This window comes from Hymenobacter puniceus (genome assembly GCF_014333525.1).
Classification (GTDB): Bacteria; Bacteroidota; Bacteroidia; order Cytophagales; family Hymenobacteraceae; genus Hymenobacter.
Map to the genome: position 1 here is coordinate 219,375 of NZ_JACSCX010000007.1, position 26,170 is coordinate 245,544.

General features: G+C 58.1%; 17 protein-coding genes. 12 read left to right on the forward strand and 5 right to left on the reverse strand.

What is annotated here, in order from left to right; translation table 11 throughout:
• Positions 1-73 precede the first annotated feature (73 nt).
• Positions 74-1,477, reverse strand: coding sequence for an inorganic phosphate transporter (locus tag H8B14_RS18120; RefSeq protein ID WP_187317078.1), 1,404 nt, complete (start codon positions 1,475-1,477; stop codon positions 74-76).
• Positions 1,478-1,785: 308 nt separating this feature from the next.
• On the opposite strand from H8B14_RS18120, the gene H8B14_RS18125 reads away from it, so the two are divergent.
• Together H8B14_RS18125 and H8B14_RS18130 are read left to right on the forward strand one after the other, a co-directional pair.
• On the forward strand, positions 1,786-3,303 hold the full coding sequence (locus H8B14_RS18125; protein ID WP_187317079.1) for a glycine--tRNA ligase: 1,518 nt from the start codon (positions 1,786-1,788) through the stop codon (positions 3,301-3,303).
• Between the two features lie 302 nt (positions 3,304-3,605).
• Positions 3,606-6,824: a DUF7948 domain-containing protein gene (locus tag H8B14_RS18130; RefSeq protein WP_187317080.1), complete on the forward strand. Its 3,219-nt coding sequence runs from the start codon at positions 3,606-3,608 to the stop codon at positions 6,822-6,824.
• A gap of 83 nt (positions 6,825-6,907) precedes the next feature.
• Here the strand turns inward: H8B14_RS18130 and H8B14_RS18135 are convergent, their stop codons facing one another.
• Positions 6,908-7,177 carry a hypothetical protein gene (locus H8B14_RS18135; RefSeq protein ID WP_187317081.1) on the reverse strand — a complete coding sequence of 90 codons (270 nt, stop codon included), beginning with the start codon at positions 7,175-7,177 and terminating at the stop codon, positions 6,908-6,910.
• Between the two features lie 361 nt (positions 7,178-7,538).
• Between H8B14_RS18135 and H8B14_RS18140 the strand changes: the two genes are divergently transcribed.
• The 8 genes from H8B14_RS18140 to H8B14_RS18175 all read left to right on the forward strand — a co-directional run bounded on the left by H8B14_RS18140 (position 7,539) and on the right by H8B14_RS18175 (position 22,292).
• Entirely contained in the window at positions 7,539-9,980 is a 2,442-nt protein-coding gene (locus H8B14_RS18140) for an efflux RND transporter permease subunit (RefSeq protein ID WP_187317082.1), read from the forward strand.
• Between the two features lie 162 nt (positions 9,981-10,142).
• Positions 10,143-13,691, forward strand: coding sequence for an isoleucine--tRNA ligase (gene ileS / locus H8B14_RS18145; RefSeq protein ID WP_187317083.1), 3,549 nt, complete (start codon positions 10,143-10,145; stop codon positions 13,689-13,691).
• A gap of 263 nt (positions 13,692-13,954) precedes the next feature.
• The gene (locus tag H8B14_RS18150) at positions 13,955-14,623 is read left to right on the forward strand and encodes a lipoprotein signal peptidase (RefSeq protein ID WP_187317084.1); all 669 of its coding nucleotides are present in this window, start codon (positions 13,955-13,957) and stop codon (positions 14,621-14,623) included.
• 241 nt (positions 14,624-14,864) lie between these two features.
• On the forward strand, positions 14,865-16,904 hold the full coding sequence (locus H8B14_RS18155; RefSeq protein WP_187317085.1) for an ABC transporter ATP-binding protein: 2,040 nt from the start codon (positions 14,865-14,867) through the stop codon (positions 16,902-16,904).
• Positions 16,905-17,336: 432 nt separating this feature from the next.
• Positions 17,337-19,847: a ribonuclease R gene (gene rnr / locus H8B14_RS18160; RefSeq protein WP_187317086.1), complete on the forward strand. Its 2,511-nt coding sequence runs from the start codon at positions 17,337-17,339 to the stop codon at positions 19,845-19,847.
• A 206-nt stretch (positions 19,848-20,053) separates the two neighbouring features.
• Entirely contained in the window at positions 20,054-21,025 is a 972-nt protein-coding gene (locus H8B14_RS18165; RefSeq protein ID WP_315984851.1) for a polyprenyl synthetase family protein, read from the forward strand.
• A 236-nt stretch (positions 21,026-21,261) separates the two neighbouring features.
• A complete protein-coding gene (locus H8B14_RS18170; RefSeq protein ID WP_187317088.1) occupies positions 21,262-21,915 on the forward strand; it encodes a rhomboid family intramembrane serine protease in 654 nt (217 codons plus the stop codon).
• A 92-nt stretch (positions 21,916-22,007) separates the two neighbouring features.
• Positions 22,008-22,292 (forward strand): PLD nuclease N-terminal domain-containing protein, encoded by a 285-nt coding sequence (locus H8B14_RS18175; RefSeq protein ID WP_187317089.1) that lies wholly within the window; start codon positions 22,008-22,010, stop codon positions 22,290-22,292.
• A gap of 87 nt (positions 22,293-22,379) precedes the next feature.
• Here the strand turns inward: H8B14_RS18175 and H8B14_RS18180 are convergent, their stop codons facing one another.
• Positions 22,380-23,003 carry a DUF2939 domain-containing protein gene (locus tag H8B14_RS18180; RefSeq protein WP_187317090.1) on the reverse strand — a complete coding sequence of 208 codons (624 nt, stop codon included), beginning with the start codon at positions 23,001-23,003 and terminating at the stop codon, positions 22,380-22,382.
• 117 nt (positions 23,004-23,120) lie between these two features.
• Between H8B14_RS18180 and H8B14_RS18185 the strand changes: the two genes are divergently transcribed.
• Positions 23,121-23,966: a glycerophosphodiester phosphodiesterase family protein gene (locus H8B14_RS18185; RefSeq protein WP_187317091.1), complete on the forward strand. Its 846-nt coding sequence runs from the start codon at positions 23,121-23,123 to the stop codon at positions 23,964-23,966.
• 345 nt (positions 23,967-24,311) lie between these two features.
• Positions 24,312-24,698, forward strand: a complete 387-nt coding sequence (locus H8B14_RS18190) for a helix-turn-helix domain-containing protein (protein ID WP_187317092.1) — start codon at positions 24,312-24,314, stop codon at positions 24,696-24,698.
• 202 nt (positions 24,699-24,900) lie between these two features.
• On the opposite strand, the gene H8B14_RS18195 is transcribed toward H8B14_RS18190, so the two are convergent.
• Together H8B14_RS18195 and H8B14_RS18200 are read right to left on the reverse strand one after the other, a co-directional pair.
• A complete protein-coding gene (locus H8B14_RS18195) occupies positions 24,901-25,398 on the reverse strand; it encodes an acyl-CoA thioesterase (RefSeq protein WP_187317117.1) in 498 nt (165 codons plus the stop codon).
• A gap of 430 nt (positions 25,399-25,828) precedes the next feature.
• Entirely contained in the window at positions 25,829-26,146 is a 318-nt protein-coding gene (locus H8B14_RS18200) for a DUF721 domain-containing protein (RefSeq protein WP_187317093.1), read from the reverse strand.
• Positions 26,147-26,170 lie beyond the last annotated feature (24 nt).

Below are 26,170 nucleotides of genomic sequence, written 5' to 3' on the forward strand. Positions count from 1 at the left end.
AAAAGCCGCTCTCTTTTGAGAGCGGCTTTTTTGTATTAAGCGAAGAAACGAGACAGGGTATTAACCCTTGTTACTAACCGAGAATTGCGCGGAACAGCAGGAACAAACCGCCTGACAGCGCCATCGTTACGGGCAGCGTGAGCACCCAGGCCAAGGCAATATTGCGTACCATCTGGGGGTTGAGGTTCTTGATGCCGCGGTTGGCCACCATCGAGCCGGCAATAGCCGACGACAACACGTGCGTGGTAGAGGCCGGCAAACCGTAGGCGGTGTTCACGCCAATCATGGCGGCAGCCACCAGCTCCGAAGAAGCGCCCTGCGCGTAAGTCAGGTGCTCCTTGCCAATCCGCTCACCGATGGTTTTCACGATGCGCTGCCAGCCGATCATGGTGCCACAGGCCAACGACAGCGACACGGCCAGCAACACCCAGAAGGGTGCGTAGTCGGTGAAGGATTTCATGTCGGCAATGGCGCCGTCGTAGGTGGCGCGATCCGCGGTGCTAAGGCTCACCCGCTCGCTGCCGAGCAGCTTCTTGGCGCGGTTGGAGGTGAGCAGAATGCCTTTGCGAATCTGAAAGCGGGCGTCCTGCGGCAGCTGAGCCACGCTGGTTTTGCCGGCGAAGATGGCATCGAGCGTGTCGGTTTGGGTTTTGATTTCAGCCAGCATCTTCTGGTCGGCGGGGCTCAACTCGGCGGGGTTCACTTTGCCCATCACCTGCTCAATCTTCACCAGCGAGTCGCGCATGTCCAGCGGGTTCTTGCCGTTGTCGAGGGCAAAATAAGTGGGCACAATGCCAATGAGGATCAGCATGATCAGGCCTACGCCTTTCTGGCCGTCGTTGGAGCCGTGGAAAAAGCTTACCAGCGTGCAGGTCGCAATCAGAATGAGGCGAATCCAGATGGGCGGCGGCTTGTGCTTGTTAGGCTCCTTAAAGATGGATTTGTTGCGCACAAAGCGCTTCAGCAAAAACATCATGATGATGGTGAGCGAAAAGCCAAATAGTGGGCCGGTAAGCAGGGCCACGCCGGTTTCGCCGGCCTTGCTCCAGTTTACAGCCGCGTTTTGCGAGCCAGGCAGCAAACTAAAGGCTATGCCCACCCCCAGAATAGAGCCAATCAGGGCGTGCGACGACGACGACGGCAGCCCGTAGTACCAGGTGCCGACATTCCAGATAATGGCTCCTAAGATCAGGGCGCCCACCATGGCAATGCCGTGGTACACGTTTTGATCGACGAGGCTCTCGACGGGCAGCAGGTACACGATGCCCATAGCCACGGCAATGCCGCCGGAAAACACCCCGATGAAATTCCAGAAGGCCGACCAGATAACGGCCACCCAGGGCCGCAGGGCATTGGTGTAGATAACCGTGGCCACGGCGTTGGCCGTGTCGTGAAAGCCATTGACAAATTCGAACGCGCAGGCTGCTACCAGACAGATGGCGAGTAGCAGTAGCACGTGAGGCTCTAAGCCAAACATAAGAAGGGAATTGGTGAAAAGACGGTTTTCATCATCCAAAGGTAGATGTACCCTTAGGGGCGGCAAGATTATGAAATTGTTACGGTACTGCCCGGCTTGCCACCAGTTGAGGCGCTAAACGCAGGAAGTTGCCCGGGGTTAGCGCGAAATATTCAACAACCGCTAAATTGTTGATTGGCAATCCGGCAACGTCTCTTCTGCCGCTGTGGCTAGGCTACAAGCGTAGGCTTTCCCTACTTTTGCCCGGAGCGGCTGTAATTCCGACGAAGGAGGCATGACAGCCGACGCCTCTCACTTCTCCATACAGCATGAGCAACGAGCAAAAAAACGCCGCCACCACCGAAAGCACCCTGGCCAACATCGTGTCGCACGCCAAGGAATACGGCTTTGTCTTTCCGTCTTCGGAAATCTACGACGGCCTAGCCGCCGTGTACGACTACGGCCCCAACGGCGTGGAGCTCAAGAACAACCTCAAGCAGCTCTGGTGGAAGGCCATGACGCAGCTCAACCAGAATGTGGTGGGCATCGACGCGGCCATCTTCATGCACCCGCTCACCTGGAAAGCCTCCGGCCACGTCGACGGCTTTTCGGACCCCATGATTGACAACCTCGACAGCAAGAAGCGCTACCGCGCCGACGTGCTGCTCGAAGACAAAGCCGCCGAATATGAGAAGAACGGCGAGCTGGCCCGCGCCGAAACCCTGCTGGCTGAAATGGGCCGCCTGCTCACGGCCGAGGACCTAGCCGGCGTCAAGCAGCTCATCATCGACGAAAAAATTCAGTGCCCCATCAGCAAAACCAGCAACTGGACCGACGTGCGCCAGTTCAACCTGATGTTCTCGACGCAGATTGGGGCCGTAGCCGAAGACTCCAGCAAGATCTACCTGCGCCCCGAAACCGCTCAGGGCATCTTCGTAAACTTCCTGAACGTGCAGAAGTCGGCGCGGCAGAAGGTGCCGTTCGGCATTGCCCAGATCGGCAAAGCCTTCCGCAATGAGATTGTAGCCCGCCAGTTCATCTTCCGCATGCGGGAGTTCGAGCAGATGGAAATGCAGTTCTTCGTTAGACCAGGAACCGAAGGCGAATGGTACGACACCTGGAAGGCCACCCGCCGCCGCTGGCACGAAGCCCTGGGCCTGCCCGCCGCCAAGCTCCGCTTCCACGACCACGACAAGCTGGCCCACTACGCCAAAGCCGCCGTGGATATTGAGTACGAATTCCCGTTTGGCTTCAAGGAAATCGAGGGTATCCACTCCCGCTCCGACTTCGATTTGATGCAGCACCAGGCGCTGTCCAAGAAAAAGCAGCAGTACTTCGACGCCGACCTCGACCCCGAAACCGGCAAGCCCTACGGCAACTACGTGCCCTATGTGGTGGAAACCAGCGTGGGCGCCGACCGCCTGTTCCTGGCTACGCTCTGCCAGGCCTACACCGAGGAAACCATTACGGAAGGCGAAGGCGAGAAAGAGCAAACCAAGACGCGCACGTTCCTGAAGCTGCACCCGGCTGTGGCGCCCATTAAGGCTGCCATTTTCCCGCTGGTGAAAAAGGACGGCATGCCCGAGAAGGCCGAGGAAATCTTCAATGCCCTGCGCCATGATTTCCGGGTGGTAATGGAAGAGCGCGACGCCATCGGCAAGCGCTACACCCGCCAGGACCTTATCGGCACGCCGTTCTGCATTGTGGTGGATGGCCAGACGCTGGAAGACAACACCGTGACGGTGCGCCACCGCGACTCGCGCGAGCAGACCCGCATGCCTATCTCGGAGCTCCACAGCTACATTGGACAGGCCGTAAGTCTGTCGCGCATTTTCGAGCAGCTGTAGAAGCAGTTGAATATTATTCGGGCATAAAAAACCCGCGCTGTGTGTTCAGCGCGGGTTTTTTATGCCCGAATAATATGGCTGCAAGGGCAGCTTCGGCCAGTTAGGTTCTCATTTACAGTTGGATAAGTTGAAATTTTTCCTGTAAAATAGCTACTGGTTTGTCGGCATTCGGAAAGAATATCACTTACTTGGGAGAAGTTCTTTTACCAATTGTTTTTGCTTGCCCTCTATGTGGGGCTGCCGGCCAGCAGTTGGTTTTCAGCTTGTTTCATTGTCTTTCATTCAACACATACATCTGGTAGATGGGAATTTTTACTATTTCGAAGTACCCTTCCTCTGCATTTCAGGGCCTGTTGGCTGTCTTGGGCGTGTTGGCCGTGGCTCCGGCTGTGGCAGCAGAAGATCCAGGCAGAGTAGCAGCTCCCACCGAAGGACGCCACCTGCAGTTTGTGGCCAACCGCAACCAGTGGGCCCGGCCCGTGCTGTTTGCCACCGACGTGCCCGGCGGACGCTTATACCTGGAGCGGGGCCGGCTGTTGCAAACCCTCTACGACACTAAAGCCGTGGAAGAGCTCCACCACCATAAGCCCGACGGGCGCGACCACCGCATTAAGGCGCACGCCTATTCCGTGTCGTTTGTGGGCGGCAACATGCAGGCCCAGGTGAAGGGCGGCGACGAAACCGGCGAGGTAACCAACTACTTCCTGGGTGCAGACCGCAGCAAGTGGGCCAGCAATGTGCCTTCCTACAACGAAGTGCGCTACCAGGAGCTGTATCCGGGCACCAACCTGCGCTTTTACACCCACGACGAGCAGCTGGAGTACGACTTTGAGCTGGCTCCCGGGGCAGATGCCCGCCGCATTCAGTTGCGCTACGAAGGCCAGCAGAAACTCGCTATTGTGAAAGGTGCGTTGCAGGTGACTACCTCGGTGGGAACCGTAGTGGAACAAAGCCCGGTAGCTTATCAGCTGCAGAACGGCCGGAAAACGCCGGTTGCCTGCCGCTACGTGCTAAGCGCCGGCAATACCCTGTCATTTGCTTTCCCACAGGACTACAACCACGCGCTGCCGCTGGTTATCGACCCTGTTCTGGTGTACTCGTCCTATACCGGCTCTACGGGCAGCAACTACGGCTACACCGCCACCTACGACGCGCAAGGCAACCTGTATGCCGGCGGAGTGGTGTTTGCCGCCGGCTACCCCACCACCACCGGGGCCTACGACGTGAGCTTTGCCGGCAGCCAGGACTACGGCATCATGAAATTCAACCCATCGGCTACTACCCGGGGCGCTTCGCGCATCTACGGCACTTATGTGGGCGGCGCTTCCACCGACCATCCGCACAGTATGGTGGTAGACCCCGCCGGGAACCTCGTTATCCTGGGTACTACCAGCTCCTCCGACTTTCCAACTACCGCCAATGCCTTCGACGTGAGCTTCAATACCGGGGCTGACATTGTGGTGTCGAAGCTAAGTCCTGACGGCCGGCAACTGCTGGCTTCCACGTTTTTCGGCGGCTCGGGCGTTGATGGCCAGATCAGCGGCACACTCGACAAAAATTACAACGACACCTACCGGGGCGACGTCACCACCGACCCCCAGGGCAATATTTACCTGGCAACCGTGAGTTCGTCGGCTAACCTGCCGATAATCAATGGCTTCCAGCAAACCAAAGGCAACAACTCGGACGCTGTGGTAGCCAAATTCAGCTCCAGCCTCAATAGCCTGACGTGGAGCACGTTTCTGGGTGGCTCGGGCGAAGACGCGGCCTATTCGGTGCAGGTGGATAGCACCGGTACCGTGTTTGTAAGCGGCGGTACTACCAGCACCAACTTTCCGGGCACCGCGGGCGGCCTCAACCCGCAGTATCGGGGCGGTAGCGCCGACGGCTTTGTGGCCCGTATTGTGCCGGCCGGCAACGACCTGTTTCAGGCTTCTTATATCGGTACGCCTGGCTACGACCAAGCTTATTTCCTGCAGCTTGACCGCCAGGGTGAGGTATACCTGTTCGGGCAGACTGATGGCGCTTACCCTGTATCGGCGGGCGTATATTCCAACCCCAACAGCCTGCAGTTTCTCCACAAAATCAACCGCCTGCTGACTACCACGCGCTTCTCTACGGTGGTAGGCAACGGCAACTCAGGCTCTACCAATATTTCGCCAACGGCCTTTCTGGTAGATAACTGCGGGCAGATTCTGCTTTCCGGGTTTGGGGGCAACATCGCCAACATGCCCGTGACCCCCAATGCCATTCAGACGTCGTCGTCGGGGGCTTCGGGCAGCTTCGGCTACTTCTACATCATGCAGCTGGCGGCCAATGCCAGCGGCCTTGTGTATGGCACCTACTTCGGCAACGGCAGCTGCCACGTAGATGGTGGCACCTCGCGCTTCGACAAAAAAGGCATTATCTACCAGTCGATGTGCGTAGGCAGTGGCTCGACGCCGCTGCCCGTCACGCCCAATGGCTTCTCGGCCACCAACAACTCCAGCTGGAACAATGCCGCCTTCAAGATTGACGTGCTGCAGCTGGATGCCTCTTTCACGCCATCGGCCACCCCCGGCGGGTCACGGATCCGTACGGGCTGCGCGCCGCTCACGGTGTTCTTCACCCGGCCTTCAGTGAGTGGTACGTCTACGAACTGGACTTTCGGCAACGGCCTGAGCTCCAGCAATGCTACCACCACGGTAAGCACCGTTTACAGCACTCCGGGTACCTATATTGCCCGTCTCACCGTCACGGACCCTTCCAACTGCATCCAAAGCGCCACGGCCACCGATACGATTGTGGTGTATGGCCTGCCGCCGGCTGCTGCTGGTCCCGACCGTACTATCTGCGAGGGCGGCTCTGTAACGCTTTCTGTGCCAGATGCCGGCCCCGGCGTTACGTACGCGTGGTTTCCGCCAATAGGCCTCAATACCACCACAGGCCGCACGGTAGTGGCTTCGCCTACGGCCAGCACGTTCTACATTCTCACTACCACCACGCCCAACAACTGCACCGGCAAAGACACCGTGCTGGTATCGGTGGCTCGGCGGCCACAGATTACGGCGGCAGTTGGGGTAGTCAATGAGTTTACGGGCGTGCCCGTGTCGTTTAGCAGCACGACCACTGCCGCCGTCGGCAGCTATGTCTGGGACTTCGGCGACGGCACTTTCGGTAGTGGAGCCGCCCCGAGCCACACCTACACCCGCCCCGGTATCTATCAGGTTCGTCTGGTGGCCCGCTACGGCTTGAATGGCCAGTGCGAGGAGTCCAGAGTGGTGACGGTGAATATCTTCCAGGAAGAAAAGCCCAACGTTATTACCCCCAACGGCGACGGCCTCAACGATACGTTCAAGCCCTTCGTGACGCTGCAGCCGGTTGATATCCAGATTTTTAACCGCTGGGGCAAAAAGGTGTTCGAGCAAAACAACTACAGCCAGGGCTGGGGCCAGGACAACGTGCCCGGCGGCGTGTATTTCTACCAGCTCAAAAGCACCACCGGCGAAAGCTGGAAAGGCTGGCTGGAAGTGGTCCGGTAGTATTGAATACCTCACCGCTCATAGAAACGCCGCCCCGGATTAGCTTTCGGGGCGGCGTTTTTTATGAGCGGTGGAACGCTGCATCAGTTTTCACTTAGCCACTGTGTTGCATCGCGGCGAGAGGTGAAATAGTTGAACTCCACTTGGTCTGGGGGCGGGACAGAGGACGCCAGAAAACTGCCAACCTGGTGCCGATACTGCCCTTCCGATACAACAGCCGCAATAAACAACGGCCGGGAGGCGCGTCCGGCCAAGGCCTTCGTGAGTGGAAGCAGCAGGTCAGTATCGGCGTCGGTGGGTGGGGCAGGGCGCTTCAGATCCAGCAGCAGCTTCCCCACGCTTCGGTCCAGCATAGCTTCCAGCGCTTGGTGGTAGGCTAGGCCAAACGACGCAGACAGCCTGGTAGCACTGCAACTCAGTAGTAACGTGTCAGACTCCTCATGATAAGTAAGGGAGGCTTCCGGAGAATTAAATAAGGTCATGACACTGGCAAAGCACTACAGGCAGAGCGAAGTGATTCGTGAATACGCCAGGCCCTTAATGATGTATCTACTTACGTTTTTTGGTTTGCAAAACGTTCCGTGCGGTTGAGGTAAATAACGGCAGCACAGGCAGTCGGGCTAGTGGGCCCCTAACGTAAGTCAGTCGTTCACCGTTTGGTGCCCGCCGCTTTGCTGCCCGGGGTTGCGTACCTTTGCTGCATTTTACCGGCCTATGTGGAGAAACCTTGCCCTGTTCGTCATCAAAAACCGTCGCCTGCTGGTGGGGTTGCTGGCCGTTATTACGGTGTTCATGGGCTGGCAGGCCCGCAAAATCGAAATGACCTACGATTTTGCGCAGGTGGTAAGTCCTACTGACCCGGACATGGTGTATTTCCAGCGCTTCAAGCAGCGGTTCGGAGAAGACGGCAACGTGCTGGTGCTGGGCATGCAGGATAGTTCGGTGTACCAGCTGGGCAACTTCAATGAGCTGCGCTTGCTAACCGATACCCTCAGCCAAGTGCGCGGTGTGAACGGGGTGCTGGGCGTTACGCGTTTGCCACGGCTGGTGAAAGACACCACGTCGCGCACGTTTCGGGCCGAGCCTATCTTCCGCAATTTCCCTCAGACCCAGCCCGAGCTTGACTCGCTGATGCGGGTAGTGAATGTGCAGGAATTCTACAAAGGCCAACTGATTTCACCTACCACCGGGGCCACGCTGCTGGCCCTCACCATGGACCCCAAGTACCTGAACTCCAGCCGGCGCGAGGCGGTGATGCAGGAGATTCTGGGGCACGCCGAGCGGTTTCAGCAGAAGACGGGCATCAAGATGCACTATGCCGGCCTGCCCTACGTGCGAGCTACCATGACCACCAAGGTAGCCTCCGAAATGAAGCTGTTCGTGGGGCTCACCATCGTCATGATGGCCCTCACACTGCTCATGTTCTTCCGAACCTGGTCGGCGGTGGTGTTCCCGCTGCTGATTGTGCTGATTGTAGTGACGTGGTGCATCGGGAGCATGGTGCTGATGGGCTACAAAATCAACCTGCTCACGGGTTTGATACCGAGTATTATCATCGTTATCGGCATTCCAAACTGCACCTACCTGCTCTCACGCTACCACTACGACTACCGCAAATCGGGCAACCAGGTACTGGCTATGGCCCGGGTGGTGCGCAAAATCGGCTTGGTCACGCTCATGAACAACACCACCACGGCCATCGGCTTTGTGGTGTTCTGCTTCACCAACATTGCCATTCTGTTCCAGTTTGGGGCCGTGGCCACGGTCAACATCTTCGTGGCCTTTGCGGTGTCGTTTATCTTGATGCCGATTGTGTTCACCATTCTGCCGCCGCCCACGCCCAAGCAGCTGGAACACCTGGAAGCCAAGCCGCTGATGAAGCTGCTGGAATTCTTCGATTACCTGGTGCTGGAGCGCCGCCGCACGGTGTATCTGGCGGCCGCTGTGCTGGTGGTGCTGGCGTCGTTCGGGGTGGCCAAGGTGAAGTCGGTGAGCTACATGGTAGATGATTTGCCCAAAGATTCGTCGGTGAATTCCGACCTTAAGTTCTTCGAGCAGCACTTCAACGGGGTGATGCCGCTGGAGCTGGTGGTGGATACGGGCAAGGAAAAAGGCTTGCTCAAGCTCAAAAACCTAGAGAAGATTGACCGGCTGGAAAACTACCTGCGCACCCAGCCCGTGCTGACCACACCGGTAAGCGTTGTGACCTTCCTGAAGGCCTCCAACCAGGCGTTCTATAACGGCAGCCCCGACTTCTACCGCCTGCCCGATAACTCCGAGAAAAACTACATTTTCAGCTACCTGGCCCGCTCGCAGAACACCAAGGGCTCAGAAGGCCAGCTCACCAGCAAGCTGCTGCGCTCCTTCACCGACAGCACCATGCGCGAGGCCCGCATCTCGCTGAAGATTGCCGATATCGGCTCGCACAACCTCGATACGCTGCTCAACAACGGTATCCGCCCCGAAATTCGCAAGATCTTCAATGGTACCGGCATGGATGTGAAGCTGACCGGTACCACCGTCATCTTCACCAAAGGCAACGAGTACCTGATTGGCACGCTCAAGGAGAGCCTCATTATTGCGTTTGTGCTGGTGGGGTTGGTGGTACTGATTCTGTTCCGCAGCATCCGGGCGGTGTTCTTTACGCTGCTGCCCAACTTCTTCACGCTGCTGCTCACCGGTGGCATTATGGGCTACTTCGGTATTCCGCTCAAGCCCAGTACGGCCCTCATTTTCAGCATTGCGTTGGGCATTGATGGCGACAACAGCATTCATCTGCTGGCCAAGTTCCGGCAGGAAATGGCCGCCAATGGCCGCCGGGTGAAGGCCGCCATCAGCACCACCCTGAGCGAGGCCGGCACCAGCATGATTTACACCAGCATCGTGCTGTTTCTGGGCTTTTCGGTGTTTGCCTTCTCGGAGTTTGGTGGCACCAAGGCCCTGGGCCTGCTGATGTCAGCCAGCTTGCTGATTACCAATTTTTCCAACCTGATTCTGCTGCCCTGCCTGCTTGTTACCTTCGAGCATGGCAAAGACGAGGACACCATCGACCAGTCGGGCATCAAGCACTACGACGACAACTACCACGAGGAAGATGACGACCTGGAGCTGAATCTGAGCCGCATGCAGGTGCAGCCGAAACTGAACGGTCAATAAGCCTTTACCACTCAATTCCACCGTCATGCTTGATCTGTCGTCCGCTTGCCGAAGCATCTCTACCGCTTCATTCTCACGACTGAGTTAGTCTGAGGTAGAGATGCTTCGGCAAGCGGACGACAGATCAAGCATGACGTTCTGATACAACGACCCTCCCCACAAATGAACTACCCCGAATTCAAGCAGCCGCTCAACTACGGCCAGGTCGGCACCGATATCCTGGCGTGGTGGAAGCAGAACGGCATCTTTGAGAAGAGCGTGAGCACCCGCGAAGGGCAGCCCACGTTCGTGTTTTACGAAGGCCCGCCCTCGGCCAACGGCGCCCCCGGCATTCACCACGTCATGGCCCGAACGGTGAAGGACATCTTCTGCCGCTACCAGACGCTGCTGGGCAAGCAGGTGCACCGCAAAGGCGGCTGGGACACCCACGGCCTGCCCATCGAGCTGCAGGTAGAGAAGGAGCTGGGCATCACGAAGGAGGACATCGGCAAAAAAATCAGCATTGAGGACTACAACCAGCGCTGCCGTGAAACCGTGATGCGCTTCAAAGCCCAGTGGGACGACCTCACCGAGAAAATGGGCTATTGGGTGGACCTCAACGACCCCTACATCACCTTCGAGCCTGAGTACATCGAGAGCTGCTGGGCGCTGCTCAAGAAGCTCTACGACAAGGGCCTGCTCTACAAAGGTTACACCATTCAGCCCTATTCGCCGGCCGCCGGCACGGGCCTGTCGTCGCACGAGCTAAACCAGCCCGGCACCTACCGGGACGTGAAGGACACCACCGTGGTGGCCCAGTTCAAGGTGAAGCGGGATGAGAAGTCGGAGAAGCTGTTTGCTGAGCTGCAAACAATCCTCCCATTGGCTCCATCTTCCCTGCAAGAAATTCCCACAAAAAATGGGGAAGTAGAAGACAATGTCTTCATCCTAGCTTGGACGACTACGCCTTGGACGCTTCCTGCTAACACTGGCCTCGCAGTAGGTAAGGGTATTAAATACCTTTTAGTCCAAACATTCAATCCCTACACTAATCAAGAAATACGGGTAGTTGTCGCGAAGGCGCTTTTCACCAAGTATTTCTCGAACGAGTTAGATTCGAAGACAGATTTCGAAGTAGGCACTAGGCAACTTGTGAATAATGGCGCTGATAGAGGCAGCCAGAGTAAGGGTAAACTGCAGAACTGGCAAATTTTAGCCGAATTCACTGGTTCCGACCTCGTCGGCATCCGCTACGAGCGGCTGTTCGGCCAAGACAAAGGCTATCCGGCGTTTGAAGGCGAGGAAAACGCCTTCCGCGTCATCAACGGCGACTTCGTGACCACCGAGGACGGCACCGGCATCGTGCACATCTCGCCCACGTTCGGCGCCGATGACTTCCGGGCTGCCCAGCTGGCCGGCGTACCCGCCCTGCTGGTAGCCGACGACGAAGGCAAACTCGGCCCCATCGTGGACCGCACGGGCCGCTACGTGGCCCAGATGGGCGAATTCGGCGGCCGCTGGGTGAAAAACTACGACGGCCACGACGAGTCTGGGGCCGACTACAAAACCCTCGACGAAAGCATTGCCATCCGCATGAAAGGCGACGGCACGGCCTTCAAAGTGGAGAAGTACGAGCACACTTACCCGCACTGCTGGCGCACCGACAAGCCCGTGCTCTACTACCCGCTCGACTCCTGGTTTATCAAAACCACGGCGGTGAAAGACCGGCTCATCGAGCTCAACAAAACCATCAACTGGCAGCCCGCCAGCACCGGCACCGGCCGCTTCGGCAACTGGCTGGAAAACCTGGTCGACTGGAACCTGAGCCGCTCGCGCTACTGGGGCACGCCTCTGCCCATCTGGCGCACCCAGGACGGCAGCGAGGAAATCTGCATCGGTAGCATCGAGCAACTGAACGCCGAAATCGACAAGGCCGTAGCGGCCGAGGTGATGACCCACAACCCCTACCAACTGGTGGATGGCAACTGGGTAATGGCCAACGGCTCTTCGGATCAAACCGCCGCCAAAATCGATCTGCACCGGCCCTACGTGGACGACATCTTCCTGGTGTCGCCCTCGGGCCAGCCCATGTACCGCGAAACCGACCTCATCGACGTGTGGTTCGACAGCGGTGCCATGCCCTACGCCCAGTGGCACTATCCGATTGAAAACGAAGGGCAGTTCCAGAAGAACTTCCCCGCCGATTTCATTGCCGAAGGCGTGGACCAGACCCGCGGCTGGTTCTTCACCCTGCACGCGCTGGCCGTGATGCTGGAAGACTCGGTGGCTTACAAAAACGTGATGGCCAACGGCCTGGTGCTGGACAAGAATGGCAACAAGATGAGCAAGCGCCTCGGCAACGCCGTGGACCCGTTTGCCACCATCCAGCAGTTCGGCCCCGACGCCACGCGCTGGTACATGATTGCCAACGCCCAGCCCTGGGACAACCTCAAGTTCGACGTGGCCGGTATCACGGAGGTGCAGCGCCGCTTCTTTGGCACGCTCTTCAACACCTACTCGTTCTACGCCCTCTACGCCAACCTCGACGGCTTCCAGGCCCGCGAGTTCGACCGCACGCCGCACGCCGAGCTGAGCGAGCTGGACCGCTGGATTCTGAGCAAGCTCCAGTCGCTGATTCTGGAAGTGCGCGGCCACTACGACAGCTACGACCCCACGAAGGCCGCCCGCGCCATCCAGGACTTCGTAACCGACCAGCTTTCCAACTGGCACGTGCGCCTCTCGCGCCGCCGCTTCTGGAAGGGCGAGCTGACCGCCGACAAGCGCGCCGCCTACGAAACCCTGCAGGAGTGTCTGGTGGTGGTTTCGCAACTGATGGCCCCGATTGCGCCCTTCTTCGCCGAGTGGCTCTACCAGAACATGACCAACGGCATGCGCGCCGAAGCCATCGAGCGCAGCACTCCGCTGGCCGCCGAATCGGTGCACCTGACGCTGTTGGTGGAAGCCGATGAGGCCCGCATCGATAAAGCTTTGGAGGAGCGTATGGAACTGGCTCAGCGCATTTCCTCGCTCACGCACTCGCTCCGCAAGAAGTCGGTGCTGAAGGTGCGCCAGCCGTTGCAGCGTATCCTGGTGCCGGTATTCAACGATTCCACCCGCGCCCAGGTGGCGTTGGTGGAAGACTTGATCTGCGCCGAGGTGAACGTGAAGCACGTGGAGTTCCTCGACGATGCCAGCGGCGTGCTGGTGAAGTCGGTGAAGCCCAACTTCAAGCGCCTGGGCCAGCAGTACGGGGCCAAGCTGAAAGCCGTGGGGGCCCGCATCCAGCAGATGAGCGCCGAGGAAATCAGCACCCTCGAAAAAACCGGCCAGCTGGCCGTGGAAATCGACGGTGAAGCCTACACCCTGGCCCCCGACGACGTGGAAATCCGCACCCAGGACCTGCCCGGCTGGCTGGTAGCCACCGACGGCCCCCTCACCGTGGCCCTCGACGTGACCCTGACCGACGAGCTGCGCCAGGAAGGCGTGGCCCGCGAGCTGGTGAACCGCCTCCAGAACCTGCGCAAAGACAGTGGCCTGGAAGTGCAGGACAAAATCCGGGTGACGCTGCAGCAGCAGCCCGAGCTGGCAGCCGCCGTGCAGTCGTTCGGCGGCTACATCCGGGAGGAAGTGCAGGCTCTTAGCTTGGATTTCGCTCCGGAAATCAGCGGCGGCGCGGTGCTGGAATTCGACGAGTTTTCCGTGCCCGTGTTACTGAACGTAGCAACTGCCTAAGCCTCAGGAGCCAACCGCCGCCTCAGAAACGGCGGTTGGCACACCGGCGCACAAAGCGCAAAACCGGCCACCGAATCAGGCTCAAAACGGCATAAACCGCCACCCGAAACATATACCAACGGCGCACCGGCCCGGCTCTCACCCGTGAGGCTGAAGTCTAAAATTCTGCGTCACTTTGTGCCACGAGAGGGGAGAGGGACTAGTTCTGACAAGACGTCAGCTCAGCGTCTCACTTCTCACTTCTAACCTCTCACTTCCGAAGAATGAAGTACTGGAAATACTACCTCGTGGCCGTGCTGGTCATCGTCATTGATCAGCTCTCCAAGTGGGCCGTGCACCGCTACATGCCGCTCGGCATGCCCGGCGAAATCCCGCTGCTCGGCGACTGGCTGAAGCTGCACTACACCACCAATCCGGGCATGGCCTTCGGGGTGGAACTGCCCGCGCCCTACGGCAAAGTGCTGCTCACGCTGTTCCGGCTGGTGGCAGTTTCGGGCATCAGCTACTACATCTACCGCCTCTGGAAGCAGCGCGCGCCGCAGGGCCTGATGGTGTGTATTGCCCTGATTCTGGGCGGCGCCATCGGCAACCTCGTGGATTCCATCTTCTACGGCATCGTCTATGGCCCCGCCCTCACGGTGTACGGCGCCCCCACGCCCTGGCTGCACGGGCAGGTGATTGACATGATTTTCGTGGATTTCCCCGACGGTTTCTTCCCCGCCTCGTGGCCGTTGGTCGGCGGGGACATGATTCCGGACTTCCCCATCTTCAACATCGCCGACTCCAGCATCTTCGTGGGCGTGGTGCTGATTCTACTGTTCCAAAATCGTTTCTACAGCACCGAAGACGAAAAAGCCCATCCGCTGGCCGCCAACGACCCCACCGCCGCCCAGGCCCGCCACGACGCCGAAGCCTCGTCGGAAGTGGTGTAGCAGCCTGCGTTTTTGCCTGAAAGCGGCCCGCCGGAATCGTTCCGGCGGGCCGTTTTCGTTGTAGAGACGCAATATTTTGCGTCTTTTCGTTGCTGATGTTGTTGCAACTGGGCTGTTTCGGCCGTTCAACGGCGAGACGCAAAATATTGCGTCTCTACAGTTGTTTCGGCCGTTCAACAGCGGGACGCGAAGTGTTGCGTCTCTACAGCAGCGCCTATCTTTACTGATCTACCTGCTTGCTATGCCCCAGCCCATCCTTTCCGTTCGCAACCTCACCATCGACTTCAACAGCCACCGCGGCAACACGCGGGCCGTGCAGGACATTTCCTTTGACCTGCACCGGGGCGAGACACTGGCCATCGTGGGCGAGTCGGGCTCGGGCAAGTCGGTGACGTCGCTGGCCTTGATGGGCCTGATTCCGCTGCCGCCCGGCCGGATTGTGAGTGGCGAGGCGCGCTTTCAGAGCGAGGCGCTAGGGGAGGTAGACTTGCTGCAACTCACCGATAAGCAGCTGCAAAAAGTGCGCGGCAACGACATCGGGATGATTTTTCAGGAGCCGATGACCTCGCTGAACCCGGTGTATACCTGCGGCAGCCAGGTGGTGGAGGCCCTGCGTCTGCACACCACGCTCAGCGAGAAGGAAGCCGAGGCCCGCACTGTGGAGCTGTTCACGATGGCCCAGCTGCCGCGCCCCGAGAAAATCTTCACCAGCTACCCCCACGAAATCAGCGGCGGCCAGAAGCAGCGCGTGATGATTGCCATGGCCATGGCCTGCAACCCCGCCATCCTCATTGCCGACGAGCCCACCACCGCCCTCGACGTGACGGTGCAGGCCCGCATGCTCCGCCTCATCGACGACCTGCGCCGCCAGCACAACACCGCCGTCATCTTCATCACCCACGACCTGGGCGTGGTGGCCGAAATAGCCGACCGGATTCTGGTGATGTATCGCGGCCGCGTGGTAGAGCAGGGCGCCGTGCTCGACATCTTCACCAACCCGCAGCATCCCTACACCAAGGGCCTGCTGGCCTGCCGCCCAAAACTTTCCGTGGGCCGCAAAAAACTTCCTGTAGTGGCTGATTTTATGCAGGAAACGGCCGATGGGGGCTTTATTAGCACTGAAACTGGCCACGCGCAACTAGCTGCTAATGAAATTGGTGATGCCACGCTGCTGGCATCTCAAAACGATATTGAAACTGCCAAAACGTTCCCCGTGGAACATAGCGTTTCACGCCCCGCATTTCCCGAATTTGGCTTGGAAACAGCCCCCAGCCTGGAATCAGGCCAGCCGCTGCTTGGTGTTGATGCGCTGAATTCCCAGGGCTCAAGCCCTGGGCTAGTCAGCGTGCCGGTACCTGATACTAGCTCCGTAGCCCAGGGTTTCAACCCTGGGACACCCGCGTCGCCAGCACCAACTGCCCCACCAACTGACAACGACCAACCGACAACTAACCTCCAACCCATTCTCCGCGTCGAGAATCTGAATGTGCACTTTCCGATTCGCAAGAGCTTCTTCAACCGCAAGCCCGAGTTTGTGCGGGCCGTGGACGGTGTCAGCTTTGATGTGTATCCGGGCGAAACTGTCGGGCTGGTGGGGGAGTCGGGGTGCGGCAAGACCACGCTGGGCCGGGCGCTGCTGCGGCTGGTGGAGCCCACCTCGGGCAGCATCCTGTTCGAAGGCGAGGACCTGGCCAAGCTGCCGGCCGAGCAGCTACGCCGCCGCCGCCGCGAGTTTCAGATGGTGTTCCAGGACCCCTACGCTGCCCTCAACCCGATGATGACCGTGGGCGAGGCCATCCTGGAGCCCATGCGCGTGCACAACGTGGGCGGCACCAAAGAGCAGCAGAAGGCTCGGGTGCTGGAGCTGCTGCGCACCGTGGGCCTTACCGAAGCCCAGTACCAGCGCTACCCGCACGAGTTCAGCGGCGGCCAGCGCCAGCGCATCTGCATTGCCCGCGCCCTAGCCCTGCAGCCCAAGTGCATCATCTGCGACGAATCCGTGTCGGCCCTAGACGTGTCGGTGCAGGCGCAGGTGCTCAACCTGCTCAACGACCTCAAGCGCGAGTTCGGCATCACCTACCTGTTCATCACCCATGACCTCTCCGTGGCCCGCTTCATGTCCGACCGGCTGCTGGTGATGCGCCAGGGCCAGATCGTGGAAAGCGGCCCCGCCGCCGACATCTACGCCAACCCCCGGCACGAGTACACCAAGCAGCTGCTGGCCGCCATCCCCAAAGACACCCCCGCCGACATCCGCGCTGCTGTGGCCAGCCGGGCGTAGGAGAGAAGTAGGAGCACACACTCATGCAGAGCGGAGCATCTCGCGGGCCAAAAAAATGTAGTGAATGCGCGTCGTTGTGCGTCTTCGACTTCTTACACGACCAGCTAAGAAAGCCGGCACTTTTCCGCACGGAGCCGCGTTGGTGCTCGTACTTAGCACTTACCCTGCCTGCCCGATACGCCAAGCAACTTGCTGGTCGCGGACAGCCAGGCCCAAGTTATGGGCGTCTTGTAGGCCCCGCGTAACCCAACCATAACCGGCTATTTTCAGCCCGGAATAGTTATTGCTTCCTATATTTCGTATCATCTTTCCGAGGCCCGTAGTACGGCCGATATTGTTTCTTACAGAAGGTGCGCCGGTTCTGGCTGCTTCCTTCCCATCAACCCCCGCCGCCTGCGAAAAAGACAACCACTGGCGGCTCCAATTTTCTAAATGAAAAGAAAAGACGACTCCGCCGCCCCCCGCGCCGACCGCGCGAAGGCAGCCTCCGGCAGCTCCGATGCTGCCCTTATTTCCCAGGACCTGGTATTCCGCATCTTCCGCGACAATCCTGAAAAGGTGCTGGCTTACCGCCAGATTTCCCGCCGACTGGGCGTCACCACCCGTGAGCAGCGCGACGAAGTATTCAGTCACCTCAAGGCGCTAAAGAAAGCCGGCTTGCTTACGCTGGTGCAGAACGACGAATACCGTCTCACCGACCCCAGTGCCGCGCCCGCCGCGGCGGATGCTGCCAGTGGCCGCAACTCGCGCAAAACCGAGGCGGCTCCTGCCCGCCGCAGCGCCCGCTCGCCCGAGGCCGAGTTCGGCCAGGACCCCGTGGTGCACCGCCGCCGCGAGGCCGGCTTCGACTTCCCCGATGCGGCCAGCACCACCGATTCGCGCCGCCGCCACGACTCCCACGCCGACACCATTGTGGGCACGGTAGCCCTGGCTACCGACAAATTTGCCTTCGTGATTTCCGAGGAAAGTGAAAGCGACGTGCGCGTGTTCACCGACCGACTGCGCTTTGCCATGCATGGCGACACGGTGCGCCTGCGTCTGCGTGGCTCCCGCGACGGCCGCCCCGTCGGCGACGTGGTGGAAGTGCTCAAGCGGGTGCGCCCCGAGGTGGTAGGCCGCCTGCAGGTGCGCGGTGGTATTGGCTTCGTGAAGCCTGATAATCGCAAGATGTACTTCGACGTATTCGTGCCCTTCGAGAATCTGCACGGCGCCGTGGATGGCGAGAAAGTGCTGGTGCGCATCACCGAGTTTCCGGAGGACGATGCCGGCCGCTCGCCGCTGGGCGAGGTGGTGCGCAGCTTCGGCCAGGCCGGTGCCAACGAAGCCGAGATAAACGCCATCATGGCCGAGTTCGGCTTGCCGTTTGAATTCCCGGCTGAAGTGGAGGAGGAGTCGGAGTCGATTTCCGAAGTCATTCCGGCCTCGGAAGTGGAGCGCCGCCGCGACTTCCGCCACATCACCACTTTCACCATCGACCCCGCCGACGCCAAGGACTTCGACGATGCGTTGAGCATTCAGAAGCTGGAAAACGGCCACTGGGAAATCGGCGTGCACATCGCCGACGTGACGCACTACGTGCGGCCCGGTACCGCGCTGGAGCAGGAAGCCAAGCACCGCGCCACTTCAGTTTACCTCGTGGACCGGGTGATTCCGATGCTGCCTGAGCGCCTCTCCAACGGCCTCTGCTCGTTGCGCCCCAACGAGGATAAACTGACCTTTTCGGCCGTGTTTGAGCTCGACGAAAACGGCAAGCTCTTCGAGTCGTGGTTCGGCAAAACCATTATCCACTCCGACCGCCGCTTCGCCTATGAGGAAGCGCAGGAGCGCATCGAAGGGCTGGACTCGGACTACACCACCGAAATCCAGCTCATGAACAGCATTGCCAAGAAGCTCTGCGCAACCCGCTTCAAGCAGGGAGCCATCAGCTTCGAGACGCAGGAAGTGAAGTTCAAGCTGGACGAGAACGGCAAGCCGCTGGGTGTGTACGTGAAGGAGCGTAAGGACGCGCACAAGATGATTGAGGAGTTCATGCTGCTCGCCAACCGCAAGGTGGCCGAGTTCGTGTTCAAGCTCAAAAGCCGCAAGCCGCGCTTCACGATGGTGTACCGCGTGCACGAAGCCCCCGACCCGGACCGCCTGCAGACCTTCGCGCTGTTCGCCAAGAAATTTGGCCACAACTTGGACCTGACGAACCCGAAGAAAATCAGCACCGAACTGAATGACCTCTCAACAGAGGTAATCGGCCGGCCCGAGCAGAACGTACTGCAAACCCTGGCCGTGCGCACCATGAGCAAGGCTATCTACACCACCGAGCCGCTGGGGCACTTCGGCCTGGCCTTCGAGCACTACTCGCACTTCACCTCGCCCATCCGCCGCTACCCCGATATGATGGCGCACCGCCTGCTGGAGCACTACCTGGAGGGCGGCAAAAACGTGGACGTAGAGCCCGTGGAAGAAGAGTGTAAGCACTCCTCGGAGCGCGAGAAAGTGGCGGCTTCCGCTGAGCGCGCCAGCATCAAGTACAAGCAGGTAGAGTTCATGTCAGAGGTCATCGGCGAGACGTTCACCGGCGTGGTGTCGGGCCTCACGGAGCGCGGTATGTACGTAGAAATCGAAGAGAATAAGTGCGAAGGCATGGTGCGCCTGAGCGAGATTCCTGGCGACCATTTCGAGCTGGACCGCGACAACTACCGCATCGTGGGCCAGCGCAGCAAGCGCATTATTCAGTTCGGCGACGAGTTGCAGGTGATTGTGAAATCGGCCAATCTGCTCGACCGTACCATCGACTTCGAGCTGGTGGACAACCGCCCCGACGCCGTGAAGCAGCGCGAGCTACAGGAGCGCCGCGAGAACAGCAAGCCCCGCGGCTACCGCCCTGAGCGCAGCAGCGGTGGCGGCCGCCCCGGCGGCGGTGGCGACAACAAAGGCAAGCGCCGCCGCTAGGAGGGCGCTGTCACAGATTCGCCTGTCATCCTGAGCAAAGCGAAGGACCTTGTTACGTTGAAACGGTTGATACCACAACTACTCATTTCAATGTAGCAAGGTCCTTCGCTTTGCTCAGGATGACAGGCGTTTTTTATGGCTTCCGGTCTACCCAGCCACTCAGCTACTCTTCCGTACCTTTCCTCTCCGAACCTTTATCTGTTTCTGTGGACCTCACTGCCCTTTCTCATAAGCTCACTACGGCTCTGGCCGAGCTGCACTACGGCGACCAGCCTACCGCCCTCTACGAGCCCATCCGCTACATCATGGCGCTGGGTGGTAAGCGCATCCGGCCGCTGCTCACGCTGCTGGGCGCCCAGCTCTATACCGACGCGCTGGACGTGGCTCTGAAGCCCGCATTGGCCGTGGAGGTGTTTCACAACTTCACCCTGCTCCACGACGACATCATGGACCAAGCGCCGCTGCGCCGCGGCCAGCCCACGGTGCACGAAAAGTGGAACCCCAACGTGGCCATCCTCTCAGGCGACGTGATGCTGGTGCGGGCCTACGAGCTGCTGTTTGATATGCCGCCCGCTTTGTTGGCGCCCATGCTGCGCCGCTTCAGCCAGACGGCCGCTGAGGTGTGCGAAGGCCAGCAGTGGGACATGAACTTCGAGACGGAAACCGAGGTCAGCATTGAGCAGTACGTTGACATGATTCGGCTGAAAACGGCCGTATTGCTGGGCTTCGCGCTGGAGCTGGGCGCCCGGCTGGGCGGCGGCTCCGAGGACGATGCCGAGCACCTGCGCCTGTTTGGGGAAGGCATCGGCGTAGCCTTCCAGCTCCGCGACGACCTGCTGGATGTGTACGGCGACGCCGCCACCTTCGGCAAACGCGTCGGCGGCGACATCCTCAGTGACAAGAAAACCTTCCTGCTGCTTACGGCCCAAGCCCAGGCCAACGAAACCCAGTGCGCCCAGCTGGCCCGCCATATCGGCCAGCCCATTCTTGATGCCGATGCCAAAGTGCAGGCCGTGCGCGCCCTCTACGACGAGCTCGGTATCCGCCCCCAGACCGAGGCCCGCATCAACCACTACTTCGAGGACGCCTTGCAGCACCTGGACCGCGTGAGCGTGCCAGCTGCCCGCAAAGAGCCTCTACGCCACCTAGCCCTCCAGTTGCTGGAGCGCGAGAGCTAGGCCGGGTAGCTGTGGCGCGCATTTCAGTCTGTAGCTCCTCCGCTTGTGGGTATATCATGCCACATGTGCAGGCGTAAGGGCTGCGTATTGGAGTCCGCGCCATAGCTTGTCTGCTCAGGCGTTTTACGCGCCTCTGAGCGGCCTCCTAATGCTTTTGTGATACGAGCGCCTTCCTGGGAGCCAGCATGCGCCTGACGCGCCTTAAACGCGCTTAATTTCTTTTCTATTCCTTCGGCATGTCCTTCCTCAACCCGATTCTGATTCTAATAGCCCTCACGGCCGGCATTTCGATGTACGCGTGGTCGAACCGTGCTTTGCTCGATAGCTGGATCCTGAGCCCCTACCTGATGCAACAGCGACAGCAGTGGTACCGGTTTCTTACCTCCGGCTTCCTGCACGCCGACCTGACGCACCTGCTGTTTAACATGTTTGCCTTCTACTCGTTCAGCCCCATCGTGCTGCGCACATACGTAGGTAGCTATGGAGTGGGGGTGGGCATTGGGTTTTTTCTGTTGCTGTACCTGGGAGGCATTATCCTGTCGTCGGTGCCCACATTTTTCCGCCACCGCCACAATCCCGGCTACCATAGCCTGGGCGCTTCGGGTGGTGTGTCATCGGTGGTATTTGCCAGCGTGCTGCTGTTTCCGGTGGCGCCCGGCGGCGGCGGTATCTACATCTTCCCACTCCCAATTCCCATTCAGCCGTTCATATTTGGCCTGCTCTACTTGGCTTATTCCTACTATATGAGCCGCCGCAACGCCGATAACATCAACCACGATGCCCACTTCTACGGCGCTTTGTATGGCGTGCTGGTTACGTTGGCCTTGTTGCCATCGTCGGCATTCAATTTCTGGCAACAAGCACAGCTTTACATAGCTAATATATTGTAAATCAACTAGTTGTAAAATTGTTATTCTGCTATGTATATCTATTCCGGTTACTGGCCCGTAAACGGCCTTCAAACATCATACTCTCTACTCCCATGAACAACCTCCTCACCTCTGCTTTCGGTAGCCGGTCTTTCTCCCTGACTGGTATTTTGGCAGTGCTCAGCACCTTTGTTCTGAGCAGCTGTGGCCGTACCCGCAACGCTGATGGCTCGCTCACTACGGCCGGCGTTATTCACCTTATCCTCGCCATATACGCGCTGTATCGTTTGTTTCAGCAGCCGTGGTCTTTGGGTAAGAAAATCGTTTGGGGCCTGATCATTTTCTTCTTTCCCTTCCTTGGTTCGCTGGCTTTCCTGCTTTTCGGCAAAGACAAGTAAGCTCCCTTTGTGAGCCAGTAAAAAGCCCTGCTACTCATGCGAGTAGCAGGGCTTTTCATTTGCAGTGGGGTCAGCGGGTGCATCAGTTCAGCGGCCTCCTACCAGCCTCTTCTTTTCCAGGCGTGCTACGTGCGTAAGCAGTTCGCCTGAGTTGGTGATTTCTGTCACTTGCCAATGGTCGCCGCGGTCCAGCATCTTTAGCTCTACTACCAGCGTGGTGTCGTACTTAGGCTGCGTAAACTCCAAGCCTACCAGCGCCTGCTCGCCTTGTTCAGTCACATATTTGATGTCTTTGAACTGACTATCCGGATTAACCACTTTGCCGGCCAGACCTAACATAGATACGTTCAGCAGCTTATCAGGCTGCGCCGCAGCGGCTGCTTCGACCGAGCCGGTTTCAATGTAGCGGCTGAGTTCCTTACGCGCCGCCTGCGCCAGTTGAGGCTTCATAAGCCGCAATGCTCCCTTGAACAACATACCGCCCGGATTAAGCAAGCCCAGTGCGGAGCCTTGATTGGTAACCTGGTCTACCAGACTACCCGTCACGCTGCTCACATCCACGTAGCGCTCGAAGTCGGCCACGTTATGAGTACGCACGGCATTAGCAGCCTGCATCAGCGAATATTTGGGGCTCGCCTTCAGGCTTTGATAATAGAAGTAGCCGCCAGCCGCCAGTGCCACTAACACAATCAAAAGAATCAATCGTTTCATAGGAAGAGGGAAAAAGTTGCCAGCGAAAATACAGGATTTCAACGGCCTTTTGCCGCGGAGCTGCTTCAACCGATTGGTAACCGACAGCTATTCCGATGGAGCCTGCGTACTGCTGCTATGGCTCTATCCAATGCTTCTTCCATTCGCCCCGAGATACATGGACACCGGGGTTGCCGTGGCCTGTTTCCTGAGAATACACTGCCTGCCTTCCTGCACGCCGTACGCCTAGGCGTGGCTGTGCTGGAGCTGGATGTGGTGCTCTCTGCCGATGGGCAGGTGGTTGTTTCACACGAGCCCTGGATGAGTGCTACTATCTGCCTGGACCCCGCCGGCCAGCCCATTCCGGCTGCCACGCAGCAGCAACACAATCTATACCGGATGTCCTACAGCCAGATCCGTGAGTACGACTGTGGGCAACTGCAACACCCATCTTTTCCGCAGCAGCAGACCCTACCGGCCCACAAGCCATTGCTGCGCGAAGTGGTAGCCACCGTCGACCAATTAGCTCAGGAGTTCGGCCACAACCCACCTCGTTTCAGTATTGAAGTGAAGAGCGAGCTGGCCGGCGACAACCTATTTCATCCAACGCCGGCTGCCTACGTTTCGGTGGTGATGGCCGAGCTGCAGCGCCTCTCGCTGGTGCCCCGTACCACGCTGCTGTGCTTCGATGTGCGCATCCTGCAGGAGGCCCGGCGCCGCCTTCCAGTACTGCCCTTATGCCTGCTGGTGGAAGACAATACGCCCTTTGCCGAGCACCTGCAACAGCTAGGGTTCACCCCGGAAACATACGGCCCGCGCCATGACCTAGTCACGCCGCAACTGGTAGCAGAAACCACCCAATCAGGCCTGCAGTTGGTACCCTGGACGGTGAACAATCCGGCAGATATGCTTCGCTTGGTTTCGCTGGGCGTAGCCGGTATTACCACTGACTATCCTGACCGTTTGCTGCAGCTGTACACCTGAGTAGGCAAACAGAACTAGCTGTTGAAGTAGTGCACTAACCAAGCTTCTACGTCCTGACACAGTCCGGGCACCCTTAAAGCGTCTGTAGCCCAGTGTTACAGATGCTTTTTGCTGTAATAAGCATTACTGAATGCCTAGAATCGTTGTTTCGGAATATTGAAAGGCTAGTTGTATAAAGCAGGTGTAATGTTGCACATTGAAAAGTGTAAAGTGTGTTGTGTGTAACATGATACACCTTGTAATTGTAAAGAACACACTGTAACACTAATAGTGTTGTGTGTCCAGTATTGTTATTTGAAACAGTATTGTCATATTTACAGACACAATAAAGCAACACGCGTTACTATGCCACATCAGGGCGAAATACTCCAGGAAGCCATTAAAAACAGCGGTATTTCCATTACACGTATCGTGGACGGACTGGGTATTACACGTCCTACTATATATCGTAAATTCAAAGATGAGACACTTGATTACTCTTTTGTAAAGAAGGTTGGTGATTTAATCGGACACGATTTTTCCAATGACTTTACGGTTGTACAACAAGTGTCATTGCCATTTGTAACAAACAGGCCCGATGTTACAGCGTTACATGGTGTTACAGGTAAGCCGGTTTCTGTATCACAACCCGAGCCAGACCTTGGTAAGCAGCTTTTAGCCCTCCAAACTAAGTACATTGCCTTGCTTGAAGCCTATAATGAGTTGCTGTTGAAAGTGTATGGGCCGAGGTAACAAAATTGTTCCACGTGAAACATTTTTGTCTGTTTAATGGTCGCCTGGGCTTGCCAATAATGCTTGGTTGGCAAGGCTCTCAAATCGTTCCAGCTATTCAGGGTAAGACAGTTTTGCACATAAAAGCCGCGGGGCACAGCAGACCAGGTCTGCTGTGCCCCGCGGCTTTTTGTAGGTTGGCTCGATGGAAAAATAGGGTTGACTAATAAGCCAATTTGCACCGCTCATTCTCGAGCAAATACAGTAAGCTGTCGGCGTGCATGCCGGTGCGGGCGTCGTTGAATTGACGGTGATATTGGGTGTTGAACTCGCGCCGTTTGATGGCCTCCAAAAAGCGCCGCGTGTCGTCGGGTGTTTCGAGCAGCAGTCCTGGTACTGGGGTCGGGTGCCCTTCGTCGTCCTTGGCCACCATCGTGAAGTAGGAAGTGTTCGTGTGCTTGACGGTGCCAGTCCGGACGTCCTCGGCAATGACCTTGATGCCCACCAACAGCGAAGTGCGCCCGACATAATTCACCGAGGCTAGCAACGACACCAATTCGCCCACCGCCACTGGCTGCAGGAAGTTCACGCCATCCACACTCACCGTGACGCAGTAGGTGCCTGCATGCTTGGAGGCAGCCGCATAAGCAACCTTGTCCATGAGCGAAAGGAGTATGCCGCCGTGGATCTTGCCACCGAAGTTGGCATAGGAGGGAATCATGAGTTCGGTGAGCGTGACCCGGGAGTAAGCCACGGACCGAAATTCAGGAAGAGGGTAGGGGGACATAGGCAGAAATAGCAAGTAGGTCTGGCTGATACTCAGTCAACCGCACCTGTGCAAGATAGACGACGAGCCAGGTAGTCCTGATTCAATGACACTCAGGTATAAGGCACAATGGACCTCTGTAGGCTACCGGTATAGTGTGCAGTTATAGCTGCCAGATTATCGAGGCCACTAGAAGGATACCTAACTCCAGTGATTCGATGAATTCAGAAAGCTATCAGAAGAGTAATTAAAATGGGGGCACGTAAGAAAAATAGGCGGTACTGCTGGCCCCTGAATCCGCAACGAAGTCTCTATGCCAATAATAGATTAGAGAACACCGACTAAAGAGTGGTGTTAGGTATAAATCCTTTAGGCATGAAAGCCGCTATAGAAAAACCACCTCTTTAATAACCGCTTCACCTACCTCATCATTAATGAGCTGCATCACGCGGGTTTTAGCCATCACCAACTCATGCTTCAGTGGGGCCGACGAAAGCCGGACGAAGAGCTTGCCGTTGCTGACGTATACTTCCTGAGTCTTCAACGCCACTGCCTTACCCATTACCTTTTCCCAACTCCCAACTACCGTCACCTCGTTGAGCTTACCCTGCAAGCGGTACGCCTTTAGCAATGCCTGAATACTATCTTTCAGGGACACAATATCGGCACGACGTGAATTTTCGGAGTTGCTAGGTTTTTTCACGTCAGTGCAGTATAATAATGCGCG